Annotated in this window: 12 protein-coding genes; 9 read left to right on the forward strand and 3 right to left on the reverse strand. The window is 65.5% G+C overall.

Annotated elements, in window-relative coordinates:
- The 3 genes from QOU61_RS11845 to QOU61_RS11855 form a co-directional block, all read right to left on the reverse strand.
- Nucleotides 1-978: an ABC transporter permease gene (locus QOU61_RS11845; RefSeq protein WP_289658535.1), complete on the reverse strand. Its 978-nt coding sequence runs from the start codon at nucleotides 976-978 to the stop codon at nucleotides 1-3.
- Nucleotides 979-1,002: 24 nt separating this feature from the next.
- A complete protein-coding gene (locus tag QOU61_RS11850) occupies nucleotides 1,003-2,622 on the reverse strand; it encodes an ABC transporter substrate-binding protein (protein WP_289658537.1) in 1,620 nt (539 codons plus the stop codon).
- A 153-nt stretch (nucleotides 2,623-2,775) separates the two neighbouring features.
- Entirely contained in the window at nucleotides 2,776-3,060 is a 285-nt protein-coding gene (locus tag QOU61_RS11855) for a hypothetical protein (RefSeq protein ID WP_289658539.1), read from the reverse strand.
- A gap of 461 nt (nucleotides 3,061-3,521) precedes the next feature.
- Between QOU61_RS11855 and QOU61_RS11860 the strand changes: the two genes are divergently transcribed.
- The 9 genes from QOU61_RS11860 (at nucleotide 3,522) to QOU61_RS11900 (ending at nucleotide 14,453) form a co-directional block, all read left to right on the forward strand.
- Complete coding sequence (locus QOU61_RS11860; RefSeq protein WP_289658541.1) at nucleotides 3,522-4,619, forward strand: ABC transporter substrate-binding protein; 1,098 nt, start codon at nucleotides 3,522-3,524, stop codon at nucleotides 4,617-4,619.
- A complete protein-coding gene (locus QOU61_RS11865; RefSeq protein ID WP_289658543.1) occupies nucleotides 4,597-5,619 on the forward strand; it encodes an ABC transporter permease in 1,023 nt (340 codons plus the stop codon). The genes QOU61_RS11860 and QOU61_RS11865 overlap by 23 nt, the downstream gene beginning before the upstream one ends.
- Complete coding sequence (locus QOU61_RS11870; protein WP_289658545.1) at nucleotides 5,613-6,410, forward strand: ABC transporter ATP-binding protein; 798 nt, start codon at nucleotides 5,613-5,615, stop codon at nucleotides 6,408-6,410. The genes QOU61_RS11865 and QOU61_RS11870 overlap by 7 nt, the downstream gene beginning before the upstream one ends.
- Nucleotides 6,404-7,588 carry an acyl-CoA dehydrogenase family protein gene (locus QOU61_RS11875; protein WP_289658547.1) on the forward strand — a complete coding sequence of 395 codons (1,185 nt, stop codon included), beginning with the start codon at nucleotides 6,404-6,406 and terminating at the stop codon, nucleotides 7,586-7,588. Before QOU61_RS11870 ends, QOU61_RS11875 begins: the two co-directional genes overlap by 7 nt.
- Nucleotides 7,589-7,607: 19 nt before the next feature.
- Nucleotides 7,608-8,708 (forward strand): LLM class flavin-dependent oxidoreductase, encoded by a 1,101-nt coding sequence (locus tag QOU61_RS11880; RefSeq protein ID WP_289658549.1) that lies wholly within the window; start codon nucleotides 7,608-7,610, stop codon nucleotides 8,706-8,708.
- Nucleotides 8,705-9,655, forward strand: coding sequence for an ABC transporter substrate-binding protein (locus QOU61_RS11885; RefSeq protein WP_502876918.1), 951 nt, complete (start codon nucleotides 8,705-8,707; stop codon nucleotides 9,653-9,655). Before QOU61_RS11880 ends, QOU61_RS11885 begins: the two co-directional genes overlap by 4 nt.
- 180 nt (nucleotides 9,656-9,835) lie before the next feature.
- Nucleotides 9,836-10,681 carry a CmcJ/NvfI family oxidoreductase gene (locus QOU61_RS11890; RefSeq protein WP_289658551.1) on the forward strand — a complete coding sequence of 282 codons (846 nt, stop codon included), beginning with the start codon at nucleotides 9,836-9,838 and terminating at the stop codon, nucleotides 10,679-10,681.
- A gap of 86 nt (nucleotides 10,682-10,767) precedes the next feature.
- A complete protein-coding gene (locus QOU61_RS11895) occupies nucleotides 10,768-12,411 on the forward strand; it encodes a hydantoinase B/oxoprolinase family protein (RefSeq protein WP_289658552.1) in 1,644 nt (547 codons plus the stop codon).
- Nucleotides 12,408-14,453 (forward strand): hydantoinase/oxoprolinase family protein, encoded by a 2,046-nt coding sequence (locus QOU61_RS11900; protein ID WP_289658554.1) that lies wholly within the window; start codon nucleotides 12,408-12,410, stop codon nucleotides 14,451-14,453. Before QOU61_RS11895 ends, QOU61_RS11900 begins: the two co-directional genes overlap by 4 nt.
- The last annotated feature ends 9 nt before the right edge of the window (nucleotides 14,454-14,462 follow it).

Consider the following 14,462-nt stretch of genomic DNA (forward strand, 5'->3'; position numbering starts at 1 on the left):
TCAGCCCTCCGCCGAGATGCGCGGATCGAGCCGCGCATAGAGCAGGTCGACGATGAAGTTGACCGCGATCACCAGCAGCGCCGAGACGAAGACGATGCCGAGCAGCGTGTTGAGGTCGCGCTGCACCACCGATTCATAGGCCAGCCGCCCGAGGCCGGGCAGCGAGAACACGCTTTCGACCACGACCGAGCCGCCGAGCATGGTTCCGGCCTGCAAGCCGATCAGCGTCACCATCGGCAGCAGCGCATTGCGCAGCACGTGGCGGGTGATCACATGCGTCTCGTCGAGGCCCTTGGCGCGCGCGGTGCGGACGAAATCGAGGTTCAGAACCTCGAGCATCGAGGCGCGCATGATGCGCAGATAAATCGCGAGGAAGATCAGGCCGAGCGTCAGCGTCGGCAGCACGAGGTGGCCGGCGATGTCGAGCATGCGCGAAAGACCGGTATGGACGTTGCCGATATCCTCGAAGCCGCCGGGCGGCAGCCATTGCAGGTAGATCGAGAACACGACAATGGCCATCAGCCCGAACCAGAACGAGGGCGTGGCATAGAAGACGAGGCCGAGCGTAGAGATCAGCGTATCCGGCCATTTGTTGACGCGCCGCGCCGCGAACACGCCGAACAGGAGGCCGAAGAAGAAGGCGAACGACAGCGACGCCGTCATCAGCAGCAGGGTCGGCGGCAGGCGCTCCAGGATCACGGTCGCAACCGGCTTGCCGTAGATCGAGGAAAAGCCGAGGTCGAGTCGCACCAGCCGCCACAGGTAGTTGGCGAGCTGCAGCGGGATCGACAGGTCGAGCCCGTAAAAGTGCCGCAGCTCGCGCGCGGTCGCGGCATCCCCGCCGCCCATTTGCGCCATCATGGCGTCGACGGTGTCTCCCGGCGCAAGCTGCAACAACAGGAACACGCCGATCAGGATCAGCACAAGGGTCGGGATCGAGGCGGCGAGCCGCCGCCCCGCGAGGCTCAGGATGCGCATGGCGTCATCTTGTCGAAATTTGGCTTATGCGGAAAGCCAAAGATCGTACCAGCTCGCCGAGCCCCAGCGCGGGGTGTTGGAGTGGTTGCGGGCCTTGGCCGACAGCACCGAGACGAAAAGCTGCTCGATCGGCATCCAGACCGGCAATTCGGTGTTCACCTCCGTGACGAATTCGGCGTAGAGCGCCTTGCGCTTGGCCGGATCGATCTCGGTGGCAGCGTCATCGATGGTCTTGTCGACCTTGGCGTCTTCCCAGCCCCACTGGTTGGTCCATGGCGCCCCCTTGGGCTGACCGGAGCGGTACCAGACCGTGGTCGAGACGGCGGGATCGTTGCGATACTGGTGCCATCCGGTCGCCAGATCAAAGGCGTGCTCGTCATAGACCTGCTTGAGGAAGCCGCCGCCGTCATTGCGCACGATGTCGACGGGGATGCCGACCTCTGACAGCGACTGCTGTACGAAGGTCGACCACAGCGAGATGTCCTCGCCCCACGGCGCCGGCAAAAGCCGGATCGAGAACCGCTGTCCGCCGGCGCCCGGCTTGAAACCGGCCTCATCCAGCAACGCGGTCGCCTTCGCCTTGTCGTAAGGGTATTGCGGCGTGTTCGCGCCTGGGTAGAAATCGGTCGAGGTGGAGGGGATCGGCCCGGTGCCGAGCCTGGCGAAATCGCCAAGGAAGTTGTAGATGAAGAACGGCACGTTGATCGCGTGCGCGATCGCGCGGCGGACGCGGATGTCGGACAATTCCTTGCGGCGGAAGTTGAACTCGATGGTGTTGGTGCGCGCGTTGCCTTCGTTGCCCTTGGTCGAGACGATGAAGCGCTTGTCCTTCGAGAGCCGGGCCATGTCGGAGATCGTGAGCCCGGAGAACGGGCTGTAGTGCAGCTCGCCGGCTTCCATTTGGGCTGCGGCCGCGGCGCGGTCGGTGATCACCTTCCAGACGATGCGGTCGAGATAGGGTGCGTTGGGGCGCCAGTAATCGGGATTGCGGTCGGCGATGATGTACTGGCCGCGTTCATATTTCACGAACTTGAACGGGCCCGTGCCGATCGGCGCGAGATTGTTCGGGTTCTGGCGGATGTCGCCGCCGGATTCATAGAGGTGCTTGGGTGAGACGTAGCCGAGATCCGGTAGCGCCCGCAGCAAAAGGTTCAGTGGCATCGGCCGCTCATAGCGGAAGATCGCGGTCTGCGGGTCAGGCGTGTCAACTGCGGTCAGGAACAGTTGCAGCGTCGAGCCGTAATTGAGGATCTTCTTCCACATCTGCATGGCGGTGAATTCGACGTCTGCCGAGGTGAACGGCTTGCCATCGTGCCAGGTGATGCCCTTGCGCAGCTTGAAAGTGATGGTCTTGCCGTCGGGAGAAGCGTCCCAGCTTTCGGCGAGTACGCCGACCGGCTTGCCGGCGGCGTCGAGGTCGACCAGGTTTTCCTGGATCTTGCCGCCGATGATGTAGACGCCGGTCGATGCCTGCAGGCTGGGATTGAGCTGGCGCTGCTCCGCGCCATAATGGACGTTGAACACGCCGCCCTTGCGGGGCGTTTCCTGCGCAAAGGCCCGCAGTGGATTGGCGACATTGGCGGCGATCGCAGCCGAAGTCAAAAGCGCCGTGCGGCGGCTGATCTCGAACCTGTTCAAATCCATGCAACCCTCGTCTGGAAATTCCGTCTCAAGCACTATCGCGGCCGGCAATCGACCGTTACACCGATGTTACGACGGAACCCGGCGGGGAGTCATTTTATAATTGGTAGCAGAGAATGTAACTGATCAGGTGCCGGGCGGATCGGCGCTTCGCATTCAGTGCCCGGGCAAGGGCGCGACCAGGAAGTCGCGGGCTTCGTCGGCGAACTCGATCGCGAGGTCGCGATAGAGCGACGCTTCCTGTTCGGTCGCCGGGCGGGTACGGACCGCGACGCGCTCGTTCGGAAGCCTGCGGCTTTGTCGATGGAAGCTGCTGACGGCGCGCATGAACCATGGCGCGCGGGCGAATTCCTCGGCCTGCGAGGTGTGCTCCGCCTCGAAGGCGAATGCCGACATATCGATCAGCTCGGCGACGAATATCGACCGCTTTTTCGCGGACATTGCAGGACCTCGTTCCTCACCATCGCCGACCGGGCCATGGGTTTCCTGAGTCTAGGATGCCACGCGGTTCAGTCAATGAAAGGACTGACTGAATTACAGGCAGGCGAAGATAAAGAACGTCTCGCTCGGAGCTTGCGACTGGAATGCTTTGCGCACTTCCCGCACAAACGGCCGTCGTTTCGTGCGGCGAGGTTCTTCCGCTTCGTATCGGAGCGACAGGCGGGCGCAAAATCCTGTGCTCGCTTGTCGCGATGCTGCTGCAGATAATCTCCTCACCTGCTGCAACATTCGAAATTCCATTTCATTGACGAGAGCGCGACCGCACCGCATCATTTGCGTATCGATTGAGCGGCGATGCGTCGCCTGATTTCACGATAGACCGCAAGCTCCAAACGGAGAATGCGCAAGCACGAGGGCGTGCTGCGCACCGGCGAAGCTTTGCCGAAACGAGGGAAGTGTTCATGCGAGATGAAGGAAACAATGCAGCATCGCGGCTCGACCGCCGCACGTTGCTGCGCGCGGGCGCAGCAGCTGCCTTTGCCGGTCCGCTCGGCGCGCTGGGAGCGCAGGCGTTGTCGCTGCGCGCGGCGCCGGCGATCGACTTCTCCGAGTTTCCCATCTGCAAGACATCGTCGGATGCGCCGCCGCTCTCCGGCGCGCCGCGCAAGCTGAAGCTTTCCTGGAACGCCGGCGCGGTCTGCCTGACGCCGCTGCCGGTTGCCATCGACCAGGGCTTTTTCCGCAGGCAGAACCTCGACGTCGAGCTCGTCAACTACAGCGGGTCCACCGACCAGTTGCTGGAAGCGATCGCGACCGGCAAGACCGATGCCGGGCTCGGCATGGCGCTGCGCTGGCTCAAGCCGCTGGAGCAGGGCTTTGACGTGAAGATCGCGGCCGGCACCCATGGCGGCTGCATGCGGGTGCTGACCCGCGCCGATTCCGGCGTCAACGCGCTCGCCGATCTCAGGGGCAAGATTGTCGCCGTCGGCGATCTTGCCGGGCCCGACAAGAATTTCTTCTCCATCCAGCTTGCCAAGCTCGGCATCGATCCGAACCGGGACGTCGACTGGCGGCCCTATCCCGGAAACCTGCTCAACCTCGCGGTCGAGAAGAAGGAAGTGCAGGCGTTCCTGTCGTCCGATCCGCTCGCCTATCTCTGGCTGAAGGATTCCACCTACAAGGAGGTCGCCTCCAACCTCGACGGCGAATATCGGGACAAGAGCTGCTGCATCGTGGGCTTGCGCGGCAGCCTGGTGCGCGAGGAGCCCCATGTCGGGCGCGCGGTCACGCAGGCCTTGCTCGATGCTGCAATGTTCACGGCGCAGAACCCGGCCGAGGCGGCGAAGTCGTTCCAGCCCTATGCGCCGAAGAACGCTGATCTTGCCGACATCGAAGCGATGGTCCGCTACCACACCCATCACCACCACCCCACCGGCGACGTGCTCAAGCGCGAGCTGAAGGCCTATGCCGACGACCTGAAGACGGTATCGGTGTTCAAGCCGAGCACCGACACGGCCAAATTTGCGGAGCGAATCTATGTCGACATATTCGCTGTCTGATGGCATCGCGCTCCGCGGATCGGCGGCGTCACCCAGGCGTCAGCTTGCTGATTGGCTGAAGAACTCTGGAGTGGGCGTTGCGGCCAGTGCGGCATGGATCGCGTTCGGGGTAGTCTGCCTTGCATGGGACGACGTCGGCGACTGGTCGCGGACCCATTCGCTGGGGATCGGCGCCTTCGTCGTCGCGGCACTGGTGTTTTTCGGCACGGTCAGCGCCGATTTCCTCGGCCGCACCGGTGCCGCATTGCGCCAGCGTGCGCCGTGGCTGCTGGCGCTCGGGATATGGTTCGCGCTCTGGGAAGCCGCGACCGCGAAATTCGCCTGGCTGCCGCTGCCGTTCTTTCCGCCGCCGCAGGCCATCCTGGAGGTCTACACCGACGACCTGCCGAAACTGCTCGACAGCGTCTTTGCATCCGTCAAATTGCAGCTCGGCGGCTATCTGATCGGTGCCGCCGTCGGTTTCCTCACCGGCGTCTCGATCGGCTGGTCACGAGGCGTCGGTTACTGGGTGCATCCGGTACTGCGTTTCATCGGGCCGCTGCCGGCGACCGCCTGGCTTCCGATCGCGTTTTTCACCTTTCCCTCGAGCTGGAGCGCCTCGACCTTCCTGATTGCGCTCGCGACCGGCTTCCCGGTCACGGTCCTGACCTGGTCGGGCGTCGCCAGCGTCAGCAACGCCTATTACGACGTGGCGCGCACGCTCGGTGCAAAGCCGTCCTTCCTGATCCTGAAGGTCGCGATTCCTGCGGCACTGCCGCACGTGTTCGTCGGCCTGTTCATGGGGCTCGGCTCCTCCTTCGCGGTCCTGGTCGTCGCCGAGATGATCGGCGTCAAGGCCGGGCTCGGCTGGTACTTACAATGGGCGCAGGGCTGGGCCGCCTATGCCAACATGTATGCGGCGCTGATCGTGATGTCGCTGTTGTGCAGCGGCGCGATCACGCTCTTGTTCAAGACGCGCGACCACCTGCTCGCCTGGCAGAAGGGGGTAGTCAAATGGTAGCGCACGCCGTCGCCAAGCCGATCGCCTATCCCGCGGTGGGGGCCGCGCTTGATATCGAGCATGTCAGCCATGCCTTCGATATCGACGGCATCGAGCTTCCCGTTCTCGACGACGTCAATTTGATGGTCGAGCCGGGCGAGTTCGTCGCGCTGCTCGGGCCATCCGGCTGCGGCAAGTCCACGCTGCTGCGCCTGGTGGCCGGCCTCGATCAGCCGCGCGCCGGGAGCCTGCGGGAAGACGATGAGCGTATCCGGGGGCCGCATCCGTCGCGGGTCGTCGTGTTCCAGGACCCGACGCTGTTTCCATGGCGTTCGGTCTGGGACAATGTGGCGCTCGGGCTGGAGGCGCAGGGCATCCTCAAAAGCCAGCGGCAGCGAGTCGACGCTGCGCTCGATCTGGTCGGCCTGTCGAACTTCCGCAACGCCTATCCGCATCAACTGTCCGGCGGCATGGCGCAGCGGGTGGCGCTGGCGCGGGCGCTGGTGAACGATCCCAAGGTGCTGATCCTCGACGAGCCGCTCGGCAAGCTCGACTCGCTGACGCGCATCACGATGCAGGCCGAGCTGGTGTCGCTGTGGCAGCGCCAGGGTTTTACCACGCTGCTCGTCACCCACGATGTCGAGGAGGCGCTGTTTCTCGCCAACCGTGTCATCGTGCTGAGTGAGCGGCCGGCGCGCATCAAGGCCGATATCAGGGTGCAGCGGCCGCACCTGCGCCATCGCGGCGATCCCTATCTCGCCGAGCTGCGCCGGCAGATCCTCAGTCTGCTCGGATTGGACGCGACATGGTGACGACGCTTGGCTCGACGACGGCGCGTGAGCTGCCGGCCCATGGCGCGGCCGATCGCACGGCGTGCGCCCGTGAAGTCTCGGCCGGCTTTGCCGAGCGCGCGGCAGTGCACGACCGTGACGGAAGCTTTCCCTTCGAGAACTTCAAGGAGCTGTCGGAAGCCGGGCTGCTCGCATTGACCGTTCCGGCCGCGCTCGGCGGCGGCGGAGCAGGGGCGCTGGAGACGGCGCGCGTCCTTGGCATCGTCGGCAAGGCCGATCCCTCGACCGCGCTCGTGCTGTCGATGCACTACATCCAGCATCTCGTGATGGCGAGAAGCGCGCGCTGGCCGGGCCGGCTCGCGCGCAAGCTTGCGAAAGAGACGATCGAAGGCGTCGCGCTGATCAATGCGCTGCGCGTCGAACCCGAACTCGGCTCGCCGGCGCGTGGCGGCCTGCCGTCGACCATCGCGCGCCGAACCGAGACCGGCTGGCGGCTCTCGGGCCGCAAGATCTATTCGACCGGCGCGCCGCTCCTGAAGTGGTATGCGGCGTGGGCGAGGACCGACGAGGAGGAGACGCGGGTCGGCCTGTTCCTGGTGCCGGCCGGCCTGCCGGGAACGCGGATCGTCGAGACATGGGATCATCTGGGCCTGCGCGCCAGCGGCAGCCATGACGTGATCTTCGACGACGTAGTCTTCCCGCTCGACTACGAGATCGACGTCCGCGCGCCCGAGGAATGGCTGACGCCCGATTTCACGCAGGCAACGATCCACGCGATCTTCATCGCCGCGATCTATGATGGCGTGGCGCGCGCGGCGCGCGACTGGCTGGTGGAGTTCCTGAAAAGCCGCGTGCCCGCCAATCTCGGCGCGCCGCTGGCGACGCTGCCGCGCGTTCAGGAAATCGTCGGTGGCATCGAGGCCCGTCTTCTGGTCAACGCGCGCCTGATCGAGAGCTTTGCCGGCGATTTCGACGACGGCGTGCTGCTGAGCGCGGCCGAGTCCAATGTCACCAAGCTGACCGTCACCAACAATGCCGTGGCGGTCGTCGAGGACGCACTGTCGCTTTCGGGCAATCATGGATTGACGCGCTCCAATCCGCTGGAGCGGCACCACCGCGACGTGCTGTGCGGGCGCGTCCACACCCCACAGGATGATTCCACGCGCTTGAGCCTCGGCCGCGCCGCGCTCGGACTTTGAACGTCAACAGGAGGACATCATGTCCATCGAGTTCATCGGCTACATCACCAACAACAATTCGTCGGAAACCATCGTGCGCCAGGGGCCGGCGCTCGATCCGACCTGGATCGAGACGGTGGCCAAGGCGCATGAAAATGCCGGCTTCGATCGCGCGTTGCTCGCCTTTCATTCGACCTCGCCGGATGGCTTGCAGGTCGGCCAGCACGTGCTCTCCGTGACCGAGCGGCTCAACGTGCTGATCGCGCAGCGCCCCGGCTTCACGGCGCCGACGCTGCTGGCGCGCCAGCTTGCCACCGTCGATCAGTTCTCGCGCGGTCGTGTGGCGTTGCATGTCATCACGGGCGGCAACGCCACCGAATTGAAACAGGACGGCAACATCATCGACGACAAGGACGAGCGCTACGCCCGCACCAGCGAATTCCTCGATGTGCTGCGGGCCGAATGGAGCAGCGACAAGCCGTTCGACTACGCCGGAAAATACTACCAGGTCCGGGGCGGCTTCTCGCATGTGAGGCCGTATCATCCCGAAGGGATCCGGATCTTCGTCGGCGGTGCGTCGGATGCCGCGATCGAGGTGGCAGGCAAGCATGCCGACACCTTCGCGCTCTGGGGCGAATCCTATGCGCAGGTGCGCGACGTCACCTCGCGCGTGCACAGCGCCGCGGCCCGCTACGGCCGGCCGACGCCGCGCTTCAGCCTTTCGGTCCGTCCGATCTTGGCCGATACGGAGCAGAAGGCCTGGGAGAAGGCCGAGGCCATTCTCGCGCGCGCGACTGCGCTACAGGACAGGACCGGCTACCGCAAGCCAGCCGATGGCCATGCCACTGCCGGTGCGCGCCGCCTGCTCGCGCTCGCCGAGCAGGGCACGCGCATCGACAAGCGGCTGTGGACCGGGATCGCGAAATTGACCGGCGCCAACAGCAACACCACGGCGCTGGTCGGCACGCCGGAGCAGGTCGCCGAAGTCTTCGGCGACTATTACGATCTCGGCATCAGCCATTTCCTGATCCGCGGTTTTGATCCGCTGGTCGATACCATCGGCTACGGCCGCGAGCTGATCCCGCTCACCCGCAAGCTGGTCGCCGGGCGCCAGGCGGCGCGAGGGATCGCGGCCGAATGAGGATGCTGCAGCGGTTCGCTTTCGCGCTGGGCTTCCTGGCCGGCGGTCTTTCGCTCGCTTCGGCGCAGACGACGTTGGTCGTCGGTGACCAGAAGGGCAATTCGCAGGCCGTGATGGAGGCGGCCGGCGTGCTGAAGGACGCGCCGTACCGGATCGAATGGAAGGAGTTTGCCGCCGCAGCGCCGCTTCTGGAGGCGCTCGGCGCCGGTGCGATCGAGACGGGAATCGTGGGCGATGCGCCCTTCACCTTTGCGGCCGCCGCAAATCGGCCGATGAAGGCTGTCGCCGCCATCCGGCAGTCGCAGGAAGGCCTTGCCATCCTTGTGCCGGAGAAATCGCCCATCAGGTCGTTCGATGATCTGCGTGGCAAGACCATCGCAACCGGTCGTGGCTCGATTGGCCACCAGTTGATCCTCGCGGCGCTCGACGCGAAAGCTTGGAAAGCGGATGACGTGAAGATCGTCTTTCTCGCGCCGTCGGACGCCAAGATCGCCTATACGCAAGGCGCGGTCGACGCGTGGTCGACCTGGGAGCCCTATGTCAGCCAGGAGGAGGTGCTGTTCAAGTCGCGCCGCATCATCACCGGCGAGGGGATCACGCCGGGGCTCGGCTTCCAGGTCGCATCTCCCGCAGCTATCCAGAACAAGCGCGCCGCGCTCGAGGATTTTTTGCAGCGCCTGGCGGCGGCGCGGGCGTGGTCGCTCGAACATGTCGGCGACTATGCGCAAACATGGGGCAGGCTGATGAGCATTCCGCCGGCCGTTCCGCTGAACTGGCTGGCGCGCGCAAAGATCAGGATCGCTCCGGTTGATGACGGCGTTGTCGCAGACGAGCAGAAGACGATCGATCTCTATTTCCAGGCCGGCCTGATCGGCCGGAAGCTCGACGCGGCCGACATCGTCGACCGTTCGTTCTCGCAGGCGATTGCGAAAGGGGCGGGTCTCTGACCCTTGCTAACGAATCCGTGATCGGAACGGCCATTCCAATCCGCCGGGAGCTTCGGAAGGAATTTTTCTCAATTTGCCTTTGCGGAAACGGCAACATTGCTATTTGTGCGAGACGCCTTGCCGGGTCCGCTGACGCCGCCAAAATAGAATCGTACGAATAATGAAGTCCGGGAGACCATCATGGGTCTGCAAGAAGCAAGAATAGAATCCCTGCCTTTCGTCGTTGCCGAACTGAACTATCTCGCGCCGATCGCAGGCAAGCCGCGAACCTACGCCTATGATCCGCCGCCCGGCGAGCCGAAATCGACGGCGCTGCCCGAGCCGCACCAGGTCCCGATCTTCGATGCGCGCTCGATCGCCGGGGATATCTCGCTCGACCGCGAGGGTTTTGCGCTGGTGCGCCACCCGACTGTGGTGCGGAATTTCTTCGACGACGATGAGGTTCGCAAGGTCTACTACCCCCTTGCCGAGGCTTTCATCAAGGCGACGCTGAAAGCGGACCGCGTCTTCATCTTCGATCACACCGTGCGCAAGCGCGTCGAAGGCGCGGCCGATGTCCGTGGCGCCGGTCCGCGTCAGCCGGCAACGCGCGTCCATGTCGACCAGACCGCTCTTTCGGGCGCCAACCGGGTTCGCGAGCATCTGCCGCAGGAAGCGGACGAGTTGTTGAAGGGGCGCGTCCAGGTCATCAATCTGTGGCGGCCGATCAGGGGCCCGCTGCGCGACTCCCCGCTTGCGATGCTCGACGGACGCACGCTCGCCGATGGCGATCTCGTCGCATCCGACCTGATCTATCCCAACCGCAGCGGCGAGACCTACTCGGTGAAGTTCAATCCGAACCACCGCTGGTACTACGTCCCCGAGATGACGCCGGACGAAGCCATTCTGCTGAAGTGCTACGATTCGGCGACCGACGGCCGCACCCGGTTCGGGCCGCATACCGCTTTCGTCGATCCGACCACGCCGGCGGATGCACCGCCGCGCGAGAGCATCGAGCTGCGCACCCTGGTGTTCCACAAGCATTGACGGAGATGGCGGCCCGCCGGGATGTCCGGCGGGCCAGCTTTGCTGGCACCCTTGGAGCGGCCGCATCGATCAGCTACAAGGGGTGAATGGCCCCGAAAGTCGATCCCATCACGCGATCGGTCGTCCAATATCGCCTCTCTTCGATCGTGCAGGAGATGGGCGAAGCAATGCTTCGCACGTCCTATTCCCAGATCCTCAATTCCAGCCGCGATTTTTCGCTGGCGATCTGCGACACCCGCGCGCGGCTGGTCGCGCAGGCCGACCACATCCCGGTCCATGTCGGCGCCTTGCCGTGGGCGACGCGGGCGGTGGAAGAGCGTTTTGGCGATGACATCAGCCCGGGCGACGTCATCCTGCTCAACGACCCCTATCGGGGCGGCAGCCACCTGCCTGATCTGACCGCTTTCGTGCCGATCTTCGCGTCTGGCAAGCGCCTGCTCTGGACCATCGTGCGCGCCCATCAGAGCGACATCGGCGGCGCCACCCATGGCGGCTACAACCCGTCCGCCACGGAGATCTGGCAGGAGGGCATCCGCGTTCCGCCGATCAAGCTTTGTGAGGCAGGACGCCGTCGCGACGACCTGCTCGATCTGCTTGCGCTCAACGTGCGCAACGAGCGGGAATTCCGCGGCGACCTCGCCGCGATGGTCGGCGCGGCGCATCTCGGCGAACGCCGCCTGTCGCGCCTGTTCGCCGAGTTCGGCGAGCCGATGGTCGACGCCGCGATGGAAGCGATCCTCGACGCCACCGAGCAACAGACGCGCGCGGTGGTCTCGACCTGGAAGGATGGCGTGTTTTACGGCGAGGCGTTTCTCGACGACGACGGCCACGGCCGCAGCGACATCAGGATCGCGGCGAAAGTGACGAAGAGGGGCAGCGACGTCGAAGTCGATCTGTCCGACTCCGATCCGCAGTCGACCAGTTTCGTCAATTCATCGCACGCCAACATGCAGGCCGCCGTCGCCATGGCCTTTGCCTATCTGATCGACGCCGACATCCCCAAAAACAGCGGCGCGCTGCGCCCGCTCAAGGTGATCGCAAAGCAGGGCACGGTGGTGTGGGCCGATCCGGGCCGGCCGGTAACGCTCTGCACCAGCCATCCCTCCAACGAGATCGTGGAGGCGATCGTCAAGGCGCTGTCCGCGTCCTGCCCGGAGCGCGCGATGGCGGGCTGGAGCCGTCGCTTCCGCATCGCGATCCAGGGCGAGGACCCGCGCTCGGGACGGAATTTCATCTGGCACATGTTCCAGGCGCGGCCTGGCGGCGGCGCCTCGTCGGGCGGCGACGGCTGGTCGTCGATCGGCGAATGGCACACGGTCGGCGGCATCAAGTTCGGCAGCATCGAGGTCGCGGAAGTGCGCTTTCCGCTCTATTTCCGTCATCACGAATTCCGCGCCGGCTCCGGCGGCGACGGAAAGCATCGCGGCGGGCTCGGCGTCGCGCTCGACCTCGTGCTGGAGACGGAAAAGATTGCGCGCGGCAACACCGCTGGCGACGGCGCGCGCCATGGGCCGTGCGGCCTCCTGGGTGGCGAGGATGGCGAGCCGCACCGCTACCGCCTGTTGTCGGAGGGACGCGCGCCCCGGCTGTTGCAGACCAAGGAGACCGGCATCGAGATCCGCCCCGGCGATTGCCTGGAGGTCCGCTCGTCCGGTGGCGGCGGCTGGGGGCCGCCGGAGCAGCGATCGGACGCGGCGCGCCGGCGCGACGCCGAGCAGGGGCTGACGTGACATTCACGATCGGGGTCGATGTCGGTGGCACCTTTACCGACCTTGTCGCGAGCGACGAGGCGGGCCGCACCGTGTTCGCGAAATCGCCGTCGACGCCACAGGACCAGTCGATCGGCGTGATGGCCGGACTGGAGGAGCTGGCGCGGCGATTGAATCTCTCTCGTGGCGAACTGCTCGCCGCGACCACGCGCCTCGTTCATGGCACGACGGTTGCCACCAATGCGCTCTTGGAACGCAAGGGCGCCAAGGTCGCGCTGCTCACAACGGAGGGCCATCGCGATGTCGTCGAGATGCGCGAGGGCCTCAAGCCGAACCGCTATGATCTGCGCTCGCCGCCGCCGGAGCCGCTGGTGCCGCGCGAGCGCCGCATCGGCATCCGCGAAAGGCTCAAACCCGACGGCGAGGCGAGGATCGCGCTCGACGCGAAATCGCTGGAGGCCGGGATCGGCGCGGTCAAACAATCCGGTGCCAATTCAGTCGCGGTCTGCTTCCTGCATTCCTACCTCAATCCCGTCCATGAGCTTGAGGTGGTCGAGAGGCTGCTCGCGGCGCTGCCCGATGTCAGCATCTCGCCCTCCAGCGACGTGCTGCCGCAGATCAAGGAGTATGAGCGCGTCTCGACCACGATCGTGAACGCCTATGTCGCGCCGGTCGTGCGCCGCTATCTGACCCGCCTCGAACAGCGGCTTGGCGAAGCCGGATTTGCGGGCAGCCTGTTCATCGTGCTGTCGCATGGCGGCATGGCGCCGGTCGGGGAGGCAGCAAGGCTCGCTGCCGGCACGGTGCTGTCGGGCCCGGCCGGCGGCGTGTCCGGCAGCCGGCGCTGCGCCGATCTCACAGGGCTTGCCGACCTCGTGCCGTTCGACATGGGGGGCACGTCGACCGATATCTCGCTGATTGCAGGCGGGCAGGCCTCGCTCTCGGCCGATGGCATGCTCGCCGGCCAGCGCATCGCGCTGCGCAGCCTCGACATCGCGAGCATCGCCGCCGGCGGCGGCTCGATCGCGAGCGTCGATGCGAGCGGAACGCTGCATGTCGGCCCGGAGAGCGCGGGCTCGGTGCCGGGCCCGGCCTGCTACGGCAATGGCGGTATGGCCGCAACCGTCACCGACGCCAATGTCGTGCTCGGCTATCTCGACGCGGCGGCTTTCATGGGCGGCAAGCGTCCGCTCGACCGCGCCGCGTCGGAGGTGGCGGTCGAGCGCATCGCCAACGCGCTCGGCCTTTCGCGCGTGGAAGCCGCCGCCGGCATCTACCGCATCATCAACCTCAAGATGGCCGACGGCATCCGCCTGATGACGCTGCGCCGCGGCGTCGATCCCAGGCGTTTTGCGCTATTGAGTTTCGGCGGGGCGGCGGGCCTGCATGCGGTCGAGGTCGCGCGCGAACTCGAGATCAAGCGCATCATCGTGCCGACGGTCGCCTCGGTGCTGTCGGCCTGGGGCATGCTGACGAGCGATCTGCGCTACGAGGTGAGCCGCACGCATTACGGGGCGGGATCACGCATTTCCGCCGTGGAGGTGCGAAACCTGTTCGGCGAGCTCGAGGGTCAGGCGTCGAACCGGCTTCGCGCCTGGTTCGATGGTCCGATTTCGATCGAGCGCTCGGCCGAGATGCGCTATGGCGAGCAGGTGTTCGAGATCGACGTGCCGCTTGATGGGCTCGATTGGGCGTCCGGCGATCTGATCGATCGCATCGAGGAGCGGTTCCACCGCCGTCATGAGGAGCTCTATACCTATGCCTCGCCCGGCCAGGAGGTCGTGTTCGTCAATGCGCGCGTTGCGGCAGTCGGCGCGGTGTCATCAAGTGGACCCAAGGCGGAGCCCGTGCGATCAAGCGAGCCTTGCCGGCCGTTCGCTACGCGGCAGGCGTTCTTCGGCGCATGGCGTGAGGTTCCCGTCTATGCGTTCGATGCGCTCAAGCCGGGTCAGTCCCTCGCGGGGCCCGCGATCATCGAGGCGGAGACCACGACGGTCCTGATCGATGACGGCGACCGCGTCACGGTCAATGGGCTCGGCTGGCTCGACATAACGCTGCGCTAGGATCGCCGC

The sequence above is a fragment of the Bradyrhizobium sp. NP1 genome (assembly GCF_030378205.1).
Taxonomy (GTDB): domain Bacteria; phylum Pseudomonadota; class Alphaproteobacteria; order Rhizobiales; family Xanthobacteraceae; genus Bradyrhizobium.